Genomic DNA, 17,481 nt, shown 5'->3' on the forward strand with positions numbered 1-17,481 from the left:
CGCCCTTTTGGATCACTAGAAACCAGCTTGCTGGGCCCGTACGGCGGCAGGTTTCCACGAACACCGCCGTTGCCGTCTTGAGCCGATACTAGCACCGACCCTTGGCCGTTGGTCAAAGCCTTTATCAAAAACCGCCGCGGCGGGTAGAAAGCGTCAGCCCTTGCGCTTCAGGCGGCTTCTGAGCAGTTCGAGTACGGCGCGCTCGTCCGGACCGGTCAAATCTTCCTTATCGAGCTCGACCTCGACCAGTTGACGGAAGTTCTCGAGCGTCTGGCCGTCGAGATAGCTCTCCACCACGCGCGGATCGATGTAGCTTGCCTTGGCGATACTCGGCGTGTTGCCGAGCGACTTGGCCACCCGCTCGACGGCCTCGCGCACGTTCTTCTGACTGACCTTCTCGTCCTCGTCGATGCCCAGCTCCTCAAGCGCCAGTGCGGCGATCGAGGTACCCGCCCAGGTGCGAAAGTCCTTGGCGCTGAACTGCTCGCCCATCACCTCGTGGATGTAGTCGTTGAGATCGGCACTGTCGACGCGCACCTTGTGGCCGTTCTCGTCGAAGTACTTGAAGATCTCGTAGCCCGGGGTCTCGTCGAGCTCCGCCACCACGCTTGCAAGCCGTGCGTCCTCGACCACCCGGTGCTGGTCCTGGCCGCTCTTGCCGCGGTAGTCGAAGATCAGCTCGTCGCCGTCGATGGTCAGGTGCTTCGAGCGCATGGTGGTCAGGCCATAGGAGTCGTTCTGCTCGCGGTAGCGCTCGCTGCCCGGACGAAAGTAGGCGCTGTCGATCAAGCGCACCATGCAGGCCAGCACCTTTTCCCGCGGCAAGCCCTCCTGGAGCAGGTGCTGGCCGGTGACCCGGCGCATCGGCGTGAGCCGCTGGGCGAAGTCGATCATGCGGTCGAACTTCAGCGCCTCGCGCTTTTCGCGCCACTTGGGGTTGTAGACGTACTGCTTGCGCCCGGCATCGTCGCGCCCGGTGGCATGGATGTGGTGGCGCTCGTCGAGGGTGATCTCGACGTCGCGCCAGGCCGGCGGAATCGCAAGCGACGTGATCCAGGCGCGCCACTGTTTGTCCTTGAGTGTCTCGCCGTCCTCGGTTTGATAGGTAAAGCCCTTGCCGCTGCGCTTGCGCGTGACCACCTGGGCCTTGCGAGTTGCCATGATCGATCTCCTTTTCCTTGGATGAGCGGGCAGGCGTGCGGCATCCTTGCAGCCTTTAGCCCACTTAACCCATGATAGTCCGTAACCCGCAACATGCGATTCACAGGAGCCTTCCATGAAGCAGGAGCCTTCCATGAAGATAGTGGTACACACCGATCAGGCGGCGCAGTGGCAGGCCGCTCTTTCAGACGCGCTCCCGGGCGCCACGGTACTGACCAGCGACGCCCCGGCAAGCGAGCGTCAGGGCGCCGACTATCTCGCCGTGTGGAAGGCCCCGGAACACCTGCTGGCCGAGCAGCAACGTCTCAAGGGCATCATCAACCTGGGCGCCGGCGTCGATCATCTGCTCGCCTCGCCAAAGCGCCCGCGAGACGTGCCGATCGTCAAGCTGCGCGACGCCGGCATGGGCGAGCTGATGGCCGACTACGTGCTCTACGGCGTGCTGCATTTCTACCGCAGCCTCGATCATTACGCGACCCAGCAGGCAGGCGCCGAGTGGCGCCCCCACGCGGTAGTGGAGAAGTCGCGCTGGCCGGTGGGCGTGCTGGGCCTTGGCGCCATCGGCCAATTCGTGGCCACCGCCCTCGATCAGGCGGGCTTTCCGGTCATTGGCTGGAGCCGCTCGCCAAAGAGCCTCAAGGGCGTTCGCTGCCTGCACGGCGATGAAGGGCTCGACGAGCTGCTCGGCCAGGTGCAGAGCGTGGTGACCATCCTGCCGGACACCGCCGCGACGAAACACCTGCTGAACGCCGAACGCCTTGCTCGGCTGCCAAAGGGTGCTAGTGTCATCAATCCGGGCCGCGGCAGCCTGATCGACGAAGATGCCCTGCTGGCCGCCCTCGGCGATGGCCAGACGACGGGGCACCTGCGAGGCGCGCTGCTCGACGTGTTCGGCGAGGAACCGCTGCCGGCGACACACCCCCTGTGGCGTCACCCGCGTGTTATCATCACCCCGCACATGGCCGCCCCGACGCCGTTGGTGGATGCCATCGATCAGGTGATCTCCTACATTCATGCTTTCGAGGCCGACGAGCCCCTGGCCACGGTCAACCCCGACGACGGCTATTGAACACTCCGGTCACCCGGGCATGAAACCATCGCCGGCCAAGCGGCTCACAAGGAAGAGTGACTCGAAAGGAGCAAGGACACATGCCCATCAATTTGCCTAACCATCGAACGCTTGGCCTGGGAGTCCTGCTTGGCTGCCTGCCCCTGGGTGCACCGGTCACGACGCTGGCCGATGGGTTCGATGCACCGCGCCCCTTCGAAGCGCGCTACCGGCTGGAAATTCGCGGCTGGCCCGGCGCCACGGTGCGCCACACCCTGAGCCAGGAAAGCCTGCACTGGACCAGCGACATGCGCTTCTCGATCGCGGTAGCGGGTGGCGAGGAGCGCAGCCGCTTCGCCGTGGAGGATGATCAGATCCGCTCGCTCCTCTACTCGAGCAGCTACTCGCTCCTGGGTGTCGGTGACCGCTATCAATTGGGAGAGGACGAGCTTTCGCACCTCGACCGCCAGGCGGCGATCGTCGACCTATCGCGGCGCGCGGGCCGCGAAAGCTGCACTCAAGCAGCGCCCTGCGCCATCGAGTTCGTCGACCATCGCGGGCGCGACGAGCACTTCCAGTACTACGATAACGACGAGGTGCAGCGCGTCAGCGTTCCTGCCGGCGAGTTCGACACCCATAGCGTGATTCTGCAGGACGTGGACAAGCCCGACCGCCACCTGCAGATCGACTTCCATCCGGATTGGCCCGGCCTGATTCTCTCCGCCGAGTACTACAAGGACGGCCGCCGGGACACCACCCTCCGGTTGACTCAGTTCGACCCAAGCGAAAGTGCCTCCCCCTAGATGCTCACCGGTCTTCTCATCGTCTTGCTGCCCCTGATCGGGGGCTACCTTGTGCGCGTGCGCTCGCCGCGCATTTTGCACACCATCAACCGCGCCGTCAGCGCCTCGGTCTACGTCATCCTGGTGCTGATGGGCGTGGGCCTCGCCGGGCTCGAGAATCTCTCGAGCCAGCTCTCGCGCCTCGGCGGCTACGCACTGGTGCTGTTCGCCTTGACCACGCTCTTCAACCTGGCCGCGCTTGCCTGGCTCTCGCGACGCCTGGCGCTGAGAGCCGGCGACTCGCCGGTGGTAAAGGATGCGCCCACCAGCAAGCTGGCTGCCATGCGCGGCTCGCTCGGGCTGTTGGCGGCGGTAGTGGCGGGTGTGGTCGTGGGGCTCGCGCTCGGACCACTACTCGGGCACGGCGTCTACTCGCTTGCGGATACGCTCGCGGAGTGGGTGCTCTATGCACTGCTGGCGCTGATCGGCTGCCAGCTGCGCAACTCCGGCATGGCGCTTTCCCAGATACTGCTCAATCGCCTGGGGCTTGCCATTGCCGTGACGCTGGCGGCGAGTTCGCTGCTGGCAGGGATCGCGGCAGCGCCGCTGCTGTCGCTGAGCATCACCGAAGGCCTCGCCATGGCGTCGGGCTTCGGCTGGTATTCACTGTCGGCGATTCTGATCGGCGACCAGCTCGGCCCCTTGATGGGAGGGGTGGCATTCTTCAACGATCTGGCGCGCGAGCTTTTCGCCTTCATGCTGATCCCGCTGGTCATCCATCGTCACGCGGCGCTGGCGATCGGCGTCGGCGGCGCCACCTCCATGGACTTCACCCTGCCGGTCATCCAGCAGCACGGCGGCGTTGCCTGCGTTCCCATCGCCGTGGTCAGTGGTTTCATTCTCTCGCTGCTTTCGCCCCCGCTGATTCTCTTCTTCCTCTCGTTTTCGGGGTGATCTTTCCGGGTCGTCGACAGGACGACCTTTTCTTACCTGCTCTTCTCGGCAAGATGTCATTTTTATTCGCGGCACTTAATTAAAAGTGGACCTCTTTTTAACACGCGTTAACAAACACTCATTAACTCCATGTATCTTAGATACAAATTATATTCAAAACTTTATATCCAAAAAAGAAAACTCCAGAAGCACTAAAAGAGTGCATTTCTTGCCTTTTATTATGATTCGTTCAAACGCTTTCTCTTTGGCTTTTTTCAACTAAAGTGATTCAAGCGCCGCGCCTTGGCTCGGACGGTGAGGGACGTACCGCTCTATTTCATGAGTTATCCATTTCGATGATCGTTACCATGATGGCCGGGGAGGTTGAGCATGGATGATGGGGTGCTAGACGGGGAAACCGACAGCAAGAGCGCATCTAAAGAGCCACTTTCAAAGATTGAAAAAAGCATCGTTAAAAAAACAATAGATAATAAAATCAAGACTTCTTTTACTTCTTCACCAACGGCCAATCGTCGCAACTCGACATCGTGCAGTGTTTCTAAAAGCATCGATTCGGCACTCGGGCGACTCACGCAAGGTGCATCCTTTAACGCCGAACATCCCTCTCACTCGGTACTTTTCGTGACCACCGAGATGAGCGACTTCATCAAGGTGGGCGGGCTTGGCGATGTCTCTTCCGCCCTCCCTCGGGCGCTGGCGGCGCACCACGACGTGCGCGTTCTGATGCCCGCCTACCGCGAGATGCTCACCGGCGATCACGCCATTACCCCGGTGGGCCGCGTAAAGGCCTACGCGGATCTGCCCGCCTGCGACATCGGCAGAATCACCTGCCGCGATGGCCTGATCGTCTACGTGCTTTTGTGCGATGCTCTCTATAACCGCGAAGGCACGCCCTACGGGCGCGGCTCCAGCGGCTACGGCGACGGCCAGGACGCGGGCTGGGCGGACAACGATGTGCGCTTCGCGCGTCTTTCGCGCGCCGCGGCGGATATCGTCCAGGGCAAGGCGGGGCTCGACTGGCAGCCGGCGCTCTTGCACCTCAACGACTGGGCCTGCGGGCTGGCACCCGCCTATCTGCACTTCGAGGCGACCCCCGCGCCGTGCATCTTCACCATCCACAATCTCGCCTACCAGGGCCTCTTCCCCGCTTCACGCCTGGCGCCGCTGGGCATTCCCCATGAGGCCTTCCATATCGACGGCGTCGAGTACTACGGCGAGCTCTCCTTCATGAAGGCGGGCATCAACTACGCCACCCAGGTGACCACGGTCAGTGCCACCTACGCCCAGGAGATCACCACCCCGCGCTTCGGCTGCGGGCTGGACGGGCTGTTACGCCGCAAGGCGGACCAAGGCCGGCTGTGCGGCATTCCCAATGGCATCGACGACTCCTGGGACCCGCGCACCGACAGCCACCTGATCCAGGCGTTCTCCTCCAACGACTGGCGCGGAAAGCAGGCCAACGCCGACTACGTACGCCGCCGCTACGGCCTTGCGCCCAGCGCGGGGCCGCTGTTCGTGGTGATCTCGCGTCTCGTTCACCAGAAAGGACTGGACCTGACCATCGAAGCCACTCGAGCGATCGTCGAGGCCGGCGGCCAGATCGTCTTCATGGGCAGCGGCGAGCATCACGTGGAACAGGCGCTCAAGGCACTCGCCCGGCGCTCGCCGGGGTCGGTGGCCGCCTACATCGGCTTCGACGAGTACCAGGCGCGCTGCCTGTTCGCCGGCAGCGACTTCCTGCTCATGCCGTCGCGCTTCGAGCCCTGCGGGCTCAGCCAGATGTACGCCCAGCGCTTCGGCTCCCTGCCCATCGCCCACCGCACCGGCGGGCTCGCCGACACCATCGAGGATGGCGTCACCGGCTTTCTGTTCGACGACATGCAGCTTGCAAGCTACATGCGCGCCATCCAGCGCGCCTTCGCGGTGCATCGCTCGACAGACCTGTTCAACGCCATGCGTGGCGCCGCCATGACCGGGCGCTATCACTGGCGCCAGTCCATCGTGCCCTACGCCCGGCTCTACCAGCAGGCACTCGACGCCGAAGCGGTCGCGGCGGTGCGCGCATGAATAGCGCAGCGGCGGCGGCACTCGAGATGCCATGGTTCGGCGCCCGGGTGATCGACGCGGCGTCCACGCGCTTCACCCTGTGGGCGCCGGACGCAACGCGAGTCGAGCTTCTGCTCGACGGGCGCGAGCCCATCGCCATGGAGATCGACGCCGACGGCTGCGCTCGCATCAGCGCCGCCTGCGGCCAAGGCACGCGCTACCGCTACCGAGTCGTCACCCAGGACGGCGCGCTCGACGTGCCCGACCCGGCCGCGCGCGCTCAGAGTGACGGCGTGCACGGCTGGAGCCTCGTGATCGACCCGCAGCGCTACGCCTGGCGCCATGCCGACTGGCCGGGCCGGCCCTGGCACGAGACCGTGCTGTACGAACTTCACGCCGGCGCCCTCGGCGGCTTCGAGGGTGTGTCCATCCAGCTTGCTCGCCTCAAGGCGCTGGGCATCACCGCCATCGAGCTGATGCCGATCGCGGCGTTTCCCGGCGCCCGCAACTGGGGCTATGACGGCGTGCTACCCTACGCGGTGCAGGCAAGCTACGGCAGCCCTGACGAGTTGAAAGCGCTCATCGACGAAGCCCACGGCCTGGGCCTGATGGTGTTTCTCGACGTGGTCTACAACCACTTCGGGCCGGACGGCAACTACCTGCACGCCTACGCCAAGTGCTTCTTTCGTGAAGACGTAAAGACCCCTTGGGGGTCGGCGATCGACTTTCGCAAGCCACAGGTGCGGCGCTTTTTCATCGACAACGCCTTGATGTGGCTATTCGAGTACCGCCTTGACGGGCTGCGCTTCGACGCCGTTCACGCCATCGGCGAGCAGGATTTTCTGGAAGAGCTGGCCGAAACGATTCGCCGCGCGACGCCGGCCGGGCGCCACGTCCACCTGGTGCTCGAGAACGAAGCCAATCACGCTTCGCTGCTCGCGCCCGCGCTGTTCGATGCGCAGTGGAACGACGACTGGCACAACGTCATGCACGTGCTGTTGACCGACGAGCACGAAGGCTACTACGCAGACTTTACCGAGCACCCCACGCCACGGCTGGCGCGCTGCTTGAGCGAAGGGTTCGTCTACCAGGGCGAACCCTCGCGCCACGGCACGGCGCGCGGCGAGCAAAGCGGCCATCTGCCGCCCACCGCCTTCGTGGCGTTTTTGCAGAACCACGACCAGATCGGCAACCGCGCGCTCGGCGAGCGCCTGAGCGTGCTCGCCGACCCGGACGCCCTGGCGGCGGCCACGCTCCTGCTTCTGCTCTCCCCCATGGTGCCGCTTCTGTTCATGGGCGAGGAGTGGGGCTCGACGCGTCCATTTCTGTTCTTCACCGACCATGACGACACCTTGGCCGACGCGGTGCGCGAAGGCCGCCGGGCGGAGTTCGCCGACTTCGCCGCCTTCAAGGATGACCAGGCCCGCGCCCGCATTCCCGACCCCAACGCCAGGGAAAGCTTCGATGCCTCGATACCCGATCCGGACATGAGCGGTGTGCCGGCACATCGCGAGATCCTCGAGCGCTATCGCCACCTGCTCGCCCTGCGCCACCGCCATATCGTGCCGCGCCTCGACGGCGCCCGGGCGCTGGGCGCCGAAGTGCTGGGCGACAAGGCGGTACTGGCCCGCTGGCAGCTCGGCGACGACACGCACCTGGTGATCGCCGTCAACCTGAGCGATGCAGAGACCGTGAGCGAGACGCTTGCACGGCTGTCCTGCCAGGCACTCCTGTTCGAATCCCGCGATGCAGTCGCTCGGTCCGCCGAGGCGGGCCGGCTACCGGCGCGCGCGGCGGCGGCGTGGCTGATGTCTGACGCGCGAGGAGTCCTTTCATGAGTACCGCCCTGCACGACCTCTCCCGCGCGGCGGGGCTGCTGCTCGACTGGGAGGACAGCGACGGCGTCGCATGCCGGCTGTCCGACCCGGCCCAGCACCGGCTGCTGAACCATCTGGGCTTTCCCACCGAATCCGCCGCGGCCATCGCCGACAGCCGCCGCCGCCTCGAAACGCTTGCCGCCGCGTCTGTGCCACAGCAGTGGCCGTCGCTGGTGACGGCAGACGTCGGCCACCCGATCGCCCTGCCTTCGCCGCTGCCGGCGGGCACGCCCTTCAGCCTGACGCTCGAGAACGGCGAGCGCCGACAGGGTCAGCTCGACGATCAGGGTCGGGTGCCGGCCATCGCGGCCTTCGGCTACCACGAGCTTGCGATCGAGCAGGTCGTGCTGACGCTGGCGGTGGCGCCTTCGCGCTGTTTCACCCCGGCGGACGCGGCCGGCGCCGAGCCTGCCAGGCTCTGGGGCGCGGCGGTTCAGCTCTATGCCCTGCGCCGCGTGGGTGACGGCGGGCTAGGCGATACCCAGGCACTCGCCGAGTGCGCACGCCTGCTTGGCGAGCTCGGCGCCGACGCTCTGGCGATCAGCCCCACCCACGCCATGTTCAGCGCCGCCGTCGAGCACTACAGCCCTTACTCGCCGTCGAGCCGGCTGCTCTGCAACGTGCTCCACTGCGCGCCCGAGGCGCTCCTGGGCCAGGAGGCCGTGGCCAGCGCCCAGGCGCAAAGCGCCCAGCAGGAAGCGCTCTCGGAATTCGAGGCCGACCCCCTCGTCGACTGGCCGGCGGCGGCGCGCAGCAAGCTCGCCTGGCTGCGCTTTCTGTTCGACGACTTCATCGCCCGCGACGACGACGCCACCCGAGCGCTGCGCGAACGCTTCCAGGCGTTCTGCCACGCCGGGGGGACAACTCTTGCCCTCCACTGCCGCTTCGAGGCGCTGCAGCAGACCCGCGGCGCCAGCGACTGGCACGCCTGGCCCGAGCCGCTGCGTGACGCTCAGAGCGACGCCGTCGAGGCCTTTGCCCAGGCGCATACGCTGGAAGTGAGCTTTCACGCCTTTCTCCAGTGGCTCGTCGCCGACGGGCTCGAGCGCGCCCAGCGCGCGGCGCGCGAGGCGGGCATGGCGGTAGGGCTGATCGCCGATCTCGCGGTCGGCGTCGACCCCGCCGGTAGCCAGACCTGGAGTCGCCCGGCGGAGATGCTCGACGGCCTCTCCATCGGCGCGCCGCCGGATCTGTTCAACGCCGAGGGGCAGAACTGGGGGCTCGCTGCCTTTTCGCCCTGGGGGCTTGCACGCTCGGGGTTTCAAAGCTTCATCGACATGCTGCGCGCCGGCTTCGCCCACGCCGGCGGGCTGCGTATCGACCACGTGCTGGGGCTCTCGAGGCTGTGGCTGGTGCCCCAGGGGGCGTCGGCGAGCGATGGTGGCTACCTGCGCTACCCGTATGAGGCGCTACTGCGCCTGGTGGCACTGGAGTCCTGGCGGCACCGGGCCATCGTCATCGGCGAGGACCTGGGCACCGTCGAGGCGAGCTTTCGCGATGCCCTCGCCGCGCGAGGCGTGCTCGGCATGCAGGTGCTGTGGTTCGAGCAGGACGAAGACGGCGGTTTTCTGTCCGGGCCACGCTGGTCGCCTCGGGCGCTGGCCACCACCACGACCCACGACCTGCCTACGGTGGCCGGCTGGTGGGCGGGGCGCGACATCGAGTGGCGCGCCCGACTGGGGCTCTTGAAACCCGATCAGAGCGAAGCGGGTGAAGCCGCCGCACGCCGCAAGGCGCGCAGGCAGCTCGCCGATACGCTCGGGCTCTTGCACAGCCCGCCGCCGCCGACCGGGCTCGACGCCGCCGACATGACCGCCTCGACAGTGATCGACGCCTGTCTCGATCACCTGGCGACCACCCCGGTGCCGCTGGTATTGATTCCCGTCGAGGATCTTCTCGGGCTCGAGGAGCAGCCCAACCTGCCCAACAGCGACGAGCGCCACCCCAACTGGCGCCGCCGTCTGCCGGCGGATAGCGCGACGTTGTTCGGCTGCCCCGAAACCCGCCAGCGCCTCGAGCGGCTGACGCGCACCCGGCGCGAAGCGCTTGACGGAGATACCCCATGAACGCGATTCGCGCCACGCTCCGGCTGCAGTTCCACCGCGATTTCACCCTCGATGATGCTCGAGCGCTGGTGGACGACTTTGCCGCTCTCGGGGTGAGCCACCTCTACGCCTCGCCGCTGCAGGCTTCGCGGCGGGGCTCCCGGCACGGCTACGACGGCGTCGACCCGACCCGCATCGACGATGAACTGGGTGGCGAGACGGCGCTGGCGGCGCTGGTCAGTGCACTCCGGGCGCGAGGCATGGGGCTGGTGCTGGACATCGTGCCCAATCACCTCGCCGTGGGCGGATCGGAAAACCCGTGGTGGCAAAGCGTGCTTACCTGGGGCGAACAGAGCCCCTACGGCGCGTTCTTCGATATCGACTGGCACGCACCGGACCCAACGCTTGCCGGCAAGCTGCTCGCCCCGTTTCTCGGCGCGCCCTATGCCGAGACTCTTGAAAGCGGCGAGCTCGCGCTCGACTTCGACGCGGTGGGCTTCCATGTCGCCTATCACGAGCACCGTTTTCCCATTGACCCTCGCCACTACGGCGACATCCTGCGCTTTGCCGAGCACAACGCGCTGCACGAACAGGCGGCGTTCTTCGAGGCCCTGGCCCAGGTGCCGGACCCTTGCTCGCTGGCACCTGCCGCGCTTTCCCAGCTCGAGCGGGTGCTCGAGGACCCCAGCGCCCAGGCCTCCCTGGCCAGCGCTCTGCAACTGTTCGAGGCCACCTCCGAACACGGCGCCACACGGCTTCACGCGCTGCTGTCGCGCCAGCACTACCGGCTGGCCTTCTGGCGCACCGCCAGCGACGAGATCAACTGGCGGCGCTTTTTCGACGTCACCGAACTCGGCGGGCTGCGCGTCGAGCAGCCCGAGGTGTTCGACGCGGTCCACGCGCTGCCCCTGCGCCTGGCCCGTGAGGGGCTGGTGGATGGGCTGCGCATCGACCACGTGGACGGGCTCGCCGACCCCGGCGGCTACTGTCGCCACCTGCGCGCGCGCCTGGATGCCCTGGTGCCGGAGCGCCCGGAGGGCGTCCCGAGCCGGGTGGCGCTGTACGTCGAGAAGATCCTCGGCGACGGCGAAACGCTGCCCACGGATTGGCAGGTGGACGGCACCAGCGGCTACGAGTTCATGAACGAGGTCGCGGGGATTCAGCACGACCCGCAGGGCGCGGCGCCGCTCGCGGCACTCTGGCACCAGGTGAGCGGTCGCGCCCCGGACTTTTCCGCCGAGGTACGCCAGGCCCGAGGCGAGGTTCTCGAGACCCTGCTTGCCAGCGAGTACGCCGCCTGCGCCCGGGCGCTGCACGCCGTGGCCCGCGCCCGTCTGGAAAGCCGCGACGTGACGCTCGGCTCCATCGCGCGGGCGCTTAAGGCGCTGGTGGTGCATTTTCCCATCTACCGAAGCTACGCGGGCGATGCCGGCCGCCCCGAGGCGGACGCGGCGTTCTTCCGCCAGGCCATGACGGGCGCCAGGCACGCACTGAGCCCGCCGGATCGCGCCACCCTCGATCGTCTCGAGCGCTGGCTCGGCGGCGAGGCACCCAGCGTCTGCCGGGATGACGAGCGCGTCTTGAGACAGCGCGCCATCACCCGCTTTCAGCAGCTCACCTCGCCGGTGGCCGCCAAGGCGGTGGAGGATACCGCGGGCTATCGCAGCGCCGTGCTGATCTCGCGCAACGACGTGGGCTTTCACGGCGAGCACTTCAGCCACTCCCCAAAGCGCTTTCACGCCGCCAACGCCGTCCGCGCCCGGGACTTCCCGCACGCTCTGGTGACCACCGCCACCCACGATCACAAGCGCGGCGAAGACGTGCGCGCACGCCTCGCCGCGCTGAGCGAGTCCGCCGACGCCTTCGCCGATGCCGTTAGCCGGTGGCAGTGCGACGCGGCGCCCTTGTGCCAGTCGCTGGACGAGGGCACGGCCCCCTCCCCCGGCGACGCCTTGATTCTCTACCAGCTGATTCTCGGCGCCTGGCCGCCGACGCTGGCCCCGCAGGACAGCGCGGGCATGAGCGAATTCACCGAGCGCCTGGCCCAGTGGCAACAGAAGGCGCTGCGCGAAGCCAAACTGCGTACCCACTGGCTGTGGCCCGACGAGCAGTACGAAACCGCCTGCCGGGCGTTTCTCGAAGGAGTGCTCACCACCCCGGCGCTGCGCGATTCGCTGCACCGCGCCGCCCGCGCGCTCGATGCCCCGGGCGCGCTCAACGCGCTGGTGCAGGCGACGTTGCGCATGACCGTGCCTGGCGTAGCCGATCTCTACCAAGGCAACGACGCCTGGGACTTCAGCCTGGTCGACCCGGACAACCGCCGCCCGGTGGACTACGCCGCACGCCGAGCGTCGCTCTTCGCCCCCCCGGCCATGAGCGAGGCGCTGGCGCAGTGGCGCGACGGGCGCGTCAAGCAAGCGTTGACCGTCAGGCTTCTGGCGCTGCGGGCGCGTCACCCGACGCTGTTTCTCGACGGCGACTACCAGCCGCTTCACGCGCAAGGCCAGCACGCCGAGCGCGTGGTGGCCTTCGTTCGACGCCAGGGCGAGCAGTGCCTCGTGGTGGTGGTACCGCGCCTGGCCACGCCTTTGTTAAAAGACGAGCTGGAAGGCGATGGTGTGCTCGCCATCGCCCCGGCGCGCTGGGCCGATACCCGCCTTGCGCTGCCGCCGGGGCGTTATCGAAGCGCGCTGAGTGAACGCAGCCTCGACGCCGACGGCGAGCCCGTCGCGCTTGCCGAGCTTTTTCACACGCTGCCCTTCGAGGTATTCACGAGCGAGGCGCGCGCCGACCGCCGCGCCCTACAGGGAGAATCGACATGACCGACGAAGACCGCATCCGCCAGCTGGCCTACAGCATCTGGGAAGCCGAGGGGCGCCCGGAGGGCCAGCAGCAGCAGCACTGGGAACGCGCGCGCAAGATCGTCGCCGCCGAGCACGCCGACGACGAGTACGACGACGACCTGCCGCCGCCCCGGGACGAACCACCGATGCTCGAGGAGGGCTTGCCCCTGGAAGAGGACGAGCGCGGCATAGACGAGAACCGCCTGCCGCTGGACGACCCGGAGACGGCGGCCCGCGAGGAGGCCGGTGAGGAACCGCCCGCCGAGCGCGAGCCACCGGCGCAGAAGAAAGCCACCGGCAAGCGCGCGCCCAAGACTGCCACGCCGAAGCCTGCCGCGAAAAGACGCACCAGTACCAAAAAGTAGCCGCCGATCCCCCCATTCGAGCTAGATGCTCAAGGAATGAATGCGATGACCACAAGCGATACCCCCCACGACGACAGCGCCGTTGCCGCCGACGAGGCTCCCAGCGTGATGCGCCGTTCGCGCGTTCACGAGGGGCACTCGTTTCCCCTCGGTGCGACCTGGGACGGGCTGGGGGTGAACTTCGCGCTGTTCTCCGCCCACGCCACCAAGGTGGAGCTCTGCCTGTTCGACGCCACCGGCGAGCAGGAGCTCGAGCGCATCGAGCTTCCCGAGTACACCGACGAGGTGTGGCACGGCTACCTGCCGGACGCCCGCCCGGGCCAGCTCTACGGCTACCGGGTGCACGGCCCCTACGCGCCGGAGCAGGGCCACCGCTTCAACCATCACAAGCTTCTGCTCGATCCCTACGCCAAGCAGATCGTCGGCGAGATCCAGTGGGACGACGCGCTGTTCGGCTACACCATCGGCCACGAGGCGGGCGATCTCAGCTTCGACGAGCGCGACAGCGCCCCCTTCATGCCGCGCTGCAAGGTGGTCGACCCGGCCTTTACCTGGGGGCGCTCGCGGGAAGTGCAACTGCCCTGGGACCGCACCATCGTCTACGAGACCCACGTGCGCGGTTACACCATGCGCCACCCTGCGGTCCCCGAGCCGTTGCGCGGCACCTTCGCCGGCCTCATGGTCAGCGACGTGGTGGAGTACGTGAAGTCGCTCGGCGTGTCATCGATCGAACTCTTGCCCATCCACGCCTTCGTTGACGACCAGCGCCTGCAGGAGCAGGGCTTGCACAACTACTGGGGCTACAACACGCTGGGCTTCTTCGCCCCTCACTCGTCCTATCTCGCCGGCGACAACGTCAACGAGTTCAAGGAGATGGTGGCGCGCTTTCATGCCGCCAAGCTCGAGGTGATCCTCGACGTGGTCTACAACCACACCGCCGAGGGCAACGAGCTCGGCCCGACGCTGTCGCTCAAGGGCATCGACAACGCCTCCTACTACCGCCTGATGCCGGAGGAGCCGCGCTACTACATCGATGACACCGGTACCGGTAACACCTTGAATCTGAGCCACCAGCGAGTGCTGCAGATAGTCACGGATTCGCTGCGCTACTGGGCCACCGAAATGCGCGTCGACGGCTTTCGCTTCGACCTGGCGACGATCCTGGGCCGCGAGCCCCACGGTTTCGACGAAGGCGGCGGCTTCTTGGATGCCTGCCGCCAGGACCCGGTGCTCGGCCGCGTCAAGCTGATTGCCGAATCCTGGGACTGCGGCCCCGGCGGCTACCAGGTGGGCGGTTTTCCGCCGGGCTGGGCGGAGTGGAACGACCGCTATCGCGACTGCGTGCGCGGCTTCTGGCGCGGCGATGAGGGCAAGCTTCCCGAGCTCGCCGCCCGCCTGACCGGCTCGGCGGACATTTTCGACCGGCGCGGGCGGCGCCCTTTCGCCTCGGTCAACTTCGTCACCGCCCATGACGGCTTCACGCTGTACGACCTGCTCGCCTACGACGACAAGCACAACGAGGCCAACGGCGAGAACAACCAGGACGGCCACGGCCACAACCTCTCCTGCAACCACGGCGTGGAAGGGCCGACCGACGACCCGGATATCAAGGCGCTGCGCCTGCGTCAGGTCCGCAACCTGATCGCCACGACGCTGTTCTCCCAGGGCACGCCGATGCTGCTGGCCGGCGACGAGCTGCTGCGCACCCAGCAGGGCAACAACAACGCCTACTGCCAGGACAACGAGATCAGCTGGCTCGACTGGAACCTCGACGGCGACGCCCACGCCATGATCGAGTACTTGCGCCGGGTGATCGCGCTGCGCTTGCGCTACCCCATGCTGCGCCGCGGGCGATTCCTGAGCGGCGAGTACGACGAAGCGATGGGCCTCAAGGAAGTGACCTGGCTCGCCCCGGAGGGCGAGGAGATGAGCGTGGAGCGCTGGGAGGATTCAAGCCGGCGCGCCCTTGGGCTGCTGCTCGACGGGCGCGCCCAGCCAAGCGGCATCCGCCGGGCCGGCGCCGACGACACGCTGCTGCTCTTGCTCAATGCCGGTTTGGAGACCTGCGACTTCAGCCTGCCCGAGGCCGACCAGGGCGCCTGGCACTGCCGGCTGGATACCGCCGCCCCCGAGCTCGAGGACGATGAAGCGCCTTTGGAGGGCACATCCTATGCGCTGCCCGCCCACTCGCTGGTCCTGCTCGAACTCGTCAAGCGCCCCGGCGGGCGCGGCCACTGAGCCGGGCAGATGCCCCTTTACACGGAGAGCGAAGCCATGTCCTCGACCCCACCTCGAGCGCGCGATGAGAACACCGCCCTCACCCGGGCCGTTCACGCCCCGCGCATCGCCATCGAGGCGGTGTCGCCGGCTCTCGACGATGGCCGCTTCGCCGCCAAGGCCACCGTCGGTGAACCGGTGCGCGTCAGCGCGACGATCTTCGCCGACGGCCACGACGTGCTGGCCGCCGAGATCGGCTGGATCGACGACCAGGGCATCAAGCGGCGTGCTCCGATGCAGCTTGCACGCCCGCTGGGGCTCGACCGCTGGGAGGGGCATTTCACGCCGGATCGGGTGGGCCGCCATGTCTTCTACATCGAGGCGTGGTGGGACGTCTTCGAGACCTACCGCTACGAGCTTTCCAAGAAGCACGCCGCCAGCGTGCCCATCGCCCTGGAGCTCGAGGAGGGCCGCCTGCTGCTCGAGCGCGCTGCAGCCCGTGCCGAGGCCGGGCTCGCTCAAGGGCTTGCAAAGTGCCTCGACGCTCTGGCCCAGGCGACGGATCAGGGCGCGCAGGTGGCGCTGCTGCTGGAGGGCGAGACCGCGCGGCTGATGCACGAGGCCGACTCGCGCCCCCACCTGAGCCGCACCCAGGCCGACTACCCGCTCGAGGTGGAGCGCCTGGCGGCGCGCTTCGCCAGCTGGTACGAACTCTTTCCCCGCTCGCAGACGCCGGACCCCGCCCGTCACGGCACTTTCGATGACGTGCAGCGTCGCCTGCCGCTGATTCGCGACATGGGCTTCGACGTGCTCTATTTCCCGCCCATTCACCCCATCGGGCGCAAGCACCGCAAGGGGCCCAACAACAGCCTCGAGGCCGGCCCCACCGACCCCGGTAGCCCCTACGCGATCGGAAGCCCGGAAGGTGGCCATGAGGCGATCCACCCGGAGCTCGGCAGCCGCGAGGATTTTCGCGCGCTGGTGCGCGCCGCAGCCGACCATGGCCTCGAGATCGCGCTCGATTTCGCCATCCAGTGTTCGCCGGATCACCCTTGGCTTGCTGAGCATCCGGGCTGGTTCTCCTGGCGCCCGGACGGCACCATCCGCTACGCCGAGAACCCGCCCAAGAAGTACCAGGACATCGTCAACGTCGACTTCTACGCCGATGAAGCGGTGCCCGGGCTGTGGCTCGCGCTACTGGAGGTGGTGCAGGGCTGGGTCGACGAGGGGGTACGCATCTTTCGCGTCGACAACCCGCACACCAAGCCGCTGCCCTTCTGGGAGTGGCTGATCCAGGAGATCCGCGCCCGGGATCCGGGGGTAATGTTTCTGGCCGAGGCTTTCACCCGCCCGCCGATGATGCTGCGCCTGGGCAAGGTGGGCTTCAGCCAGAGCTACACCTACTTCACCTGGCGCCACACCAAGGCGGAGCTCACCGCGTACTTCAGCGAGCTCGACGCCTCGCCGATGCGTGAAGGCTACCGGCCCAACTTCTTCGTCAATACCCCGGACATCAACCCCTACTTCCTGCAGACCAGCGGGCGCAGCGGCTTTCTGCAGCGCGCGGCGCTGGCGGCGCTCGGCTCGGGGCTTTGGGGCATGTACTCGGGGTTCGAGCTGTGTGAAAGCGCCCCGGTGCCCGGCAAGGAGGAGTACCTGGATTCCGAGAAGTACGAGATTCGCCCGCGCGACTACCAGGCGTCGGGCAACATCAGCCTCGAGATCGCCGAGCTCAACCGTATCCGCCGCGAGAACCCGGCGCTGCAGACCCACCTGGGGATTCGCTTTCACACCATCGAGAGCGAGCGGCTGCTGCTGTTCTCCAAGGCCACCGAGAGCCGCGCCAACGTGGTGCTGGTGGCCATCAACCTCGACCCCTTCGCCGCCCACGAGGCTGCGTTTGCGCTGCCCTTCGAGCTTTTCGAGCTCGATGACGGCGCGACGCTGTTTGGCGAGGAGCTGATGAGCGGCACCCGGGTGCGCTGGCAGGGGCGCTGGCAGTCGCTGCGCCTGGAGCCGGCGCGGCCCTTCGCCGTGTGGCGGCTGCGCCCGGAAAACGCGCCGTGATGACAACAGGCTATCAATGACCATGGCCGGTGAGCGCATCGCCGGCCAACACCATTCGCCTACACCGATGATTGCA

Annotated in this window: 12 protein-coding genes; 10 read left to right on the top strand and 2 right to left on the bottom strand. The window is 67.1% G+C overall.

All coding sequences use genetic code 11. The features are described 5' to 3' along the window. Positions 1-153 precede the first annotated feature (153 nt). Positions 154-1,161 carry a DNA topoisomerase IB gene (locus GEV37_RS07170; protein ID WP_227389546.1) on the bottom strand — a complete coding sequence of 336 codons (1,008 nt, stop codon included), beginning with the start codon at positions 1,159-1,161 and terminating at the stop codon, positions 154-156. A gap of 133 nt (positions 1,162-1,294) precedes the next feature. On the opposite strand from GEV37_RS07170, the gene GEV37_RS07175 reads away from it, so the two are divergent. The 3 genes from GEV37_RS07175 to GEV37_RS07185 all read left to right on the top strand — a co-directional run bounded on the left by GEV37_RS07175 (position 1,295) and on the right by GEV37_RS07185 (position 3,945). Continuing rightward, a complete protein-coding gene (locus GEV37_RS07175; RefSeq protein WP_227389547.1) occupies positions 1,295-2,230 on the top strand; it encodes a 2-hydroxyacid dehydrogenase in 936 nt (311 codons plus the stop codon). Positions 2,231-2,310: 80 nt separating this feature from the next. Next, the gene (locus tag GEV37_RS07180; protein ID WP_227389548.1) at positions 2,311-3,012 is read left to right on the top strand and encodes a hypothetical protein; all 702 of its coding nucleotides are present in this window, start codon (positions 2,311-2,313) and stop codon (positions 3,010-3,012) included. After that, positions 3,013-3,945, top strand: coding sequence for a LysO family transporter (locus GEV37_RS07185; protein ID WP_227389549.1), 933 nt, complete (start codon positions 3,013-3,015; stop codon positions 3,943-3,945). Between the two features lie 323 nt (positions 3,946-4,268). Here GEV37_RS07185 and GEV37_RS17080 read toward each other — a convergent pair whose 3' ends face one another. Continuing rightward, positions 4,269-4,517 carry a hypothetical protein gene (locus GEV37_RS17080; RefSeq protein WP_227389774.1) on the bottom strand — a complete coding sequence of 83 codons (249 nt, stop codon included), beginning with the start codon at positions 4,515-4,517 and terminating at the stop codon, positions 4,269-4,271. Here GEV37_RS17080 and glgA point away from each other — a divergent pair. The 7 genes from glgA to GEV37_RS07225 are packed head-to-tail and all read left to right on the top strand — an operon-like array spanning position 4,492 to position 17,405. Continuing rightward, complete coding sequence (gene glgA / locus GEV37_RS07195) at positions 4,492-6,012, top strand: glycogen synthase GlgA (protein ID WP_227389770.1); 1,521 nt, start codon at positions 4,492-4,494, stop codon at positions 6,010-6,012. The genes GEV37_RS17080 and glgA overlap by 26 nt on opposite strands. Then, the gene (treZ, locus tag GEV37_RS07200; protein WP_227389550.1) at positions 6,009-7,829 is read left to right on the top strand and encodes a malto-oligosyltrehalose trehalohydrolase; all 1,821 of its coding nucleotides are present in this window, start codon (positions 6,009-6,011) and stop codon (positions 7,827-7,829) included. The genes glgA and treZ overlap by 4 nt, the downstream gene beginning before the upstream one ends. Beyond that, complete coding sequence (malQ, locus tag GEV37_RS07205) at positions 7,826-9,934, top strand: 4-alpha-glucanotransferase (protein ID WP_227389551.1); 2,109 nt, start codon at positions 7,826-7,828, stop codon at positions 9,932-9,934. The genes treZ and malQ overlap by 4 nt, the downstream gene beginning before the upstream one ends. Continuing rightward, a complete protein-coding gene (gene treY / locus GEV37_RS07210; RefSeq protein WP_227389552.1) occupies positions 9,931-12,735 on the top strand; it encodes a malto-oligosyltrehalose synthase in 2,805 nt (934 codons plus the stop codon). Before malQ ends, treY begins: the two co-directional genes overlap by 4 nt. Then, the gene (locus GEV37_RS07215; RefSeq protein WP_227389553.1) at positions 12,732-13,121 is read left to right on the top strand and encodes a DUF2934 domain-containing protein; all 390 of its coding nucleotides are present in this window, start codon (positions 12,732-12,734) and stop codon (positions 13,119-13,121) included. The genes treY and GEV37_RS07215 overlap by 4 nt, the downstream gene beginning before the upstream one ends. Before the next feature lie 45 nt (positions 13,122-13,166). Next, positions 13,167-15,359 (top strand): glycogen debranching protein GlgX, encoded by a 2,193-nt coding sequence (glgX, locus tag GEV37_RS07220; RefSeq protein WP_227389554.1) that lies wholly within the window; start codon positions 13,167-13,169, stop codon positions 15,357-15,359. A gap of 36 nt (positions 15,360-15,395) precedes the next feature. Further along, positions 15,396-17,405: an alpha-1,4-glucan--maltose-1-phosphate maltosyltransferase gene (locus GEV37_RS07225; protein WP_227389555.1), complete on the top strand. Its 2,010-nt coding sequence runs from the start codon at positions 15,396-15,398 to the stop codon at positions 17,403-17,405. The last annotated feature ends 76 nt before the right edge of the window (positions 17,406-17,481 follow it).

The organism is Vreelandella malpeensis, assembly GCF_020622355.1.
GTDB lineage: Bacteria > Pseudomonadota > Gammaproteobacteria > Pseudomonadales > Halomonadaceae > Vreelandella > Vreelandella malpeensis.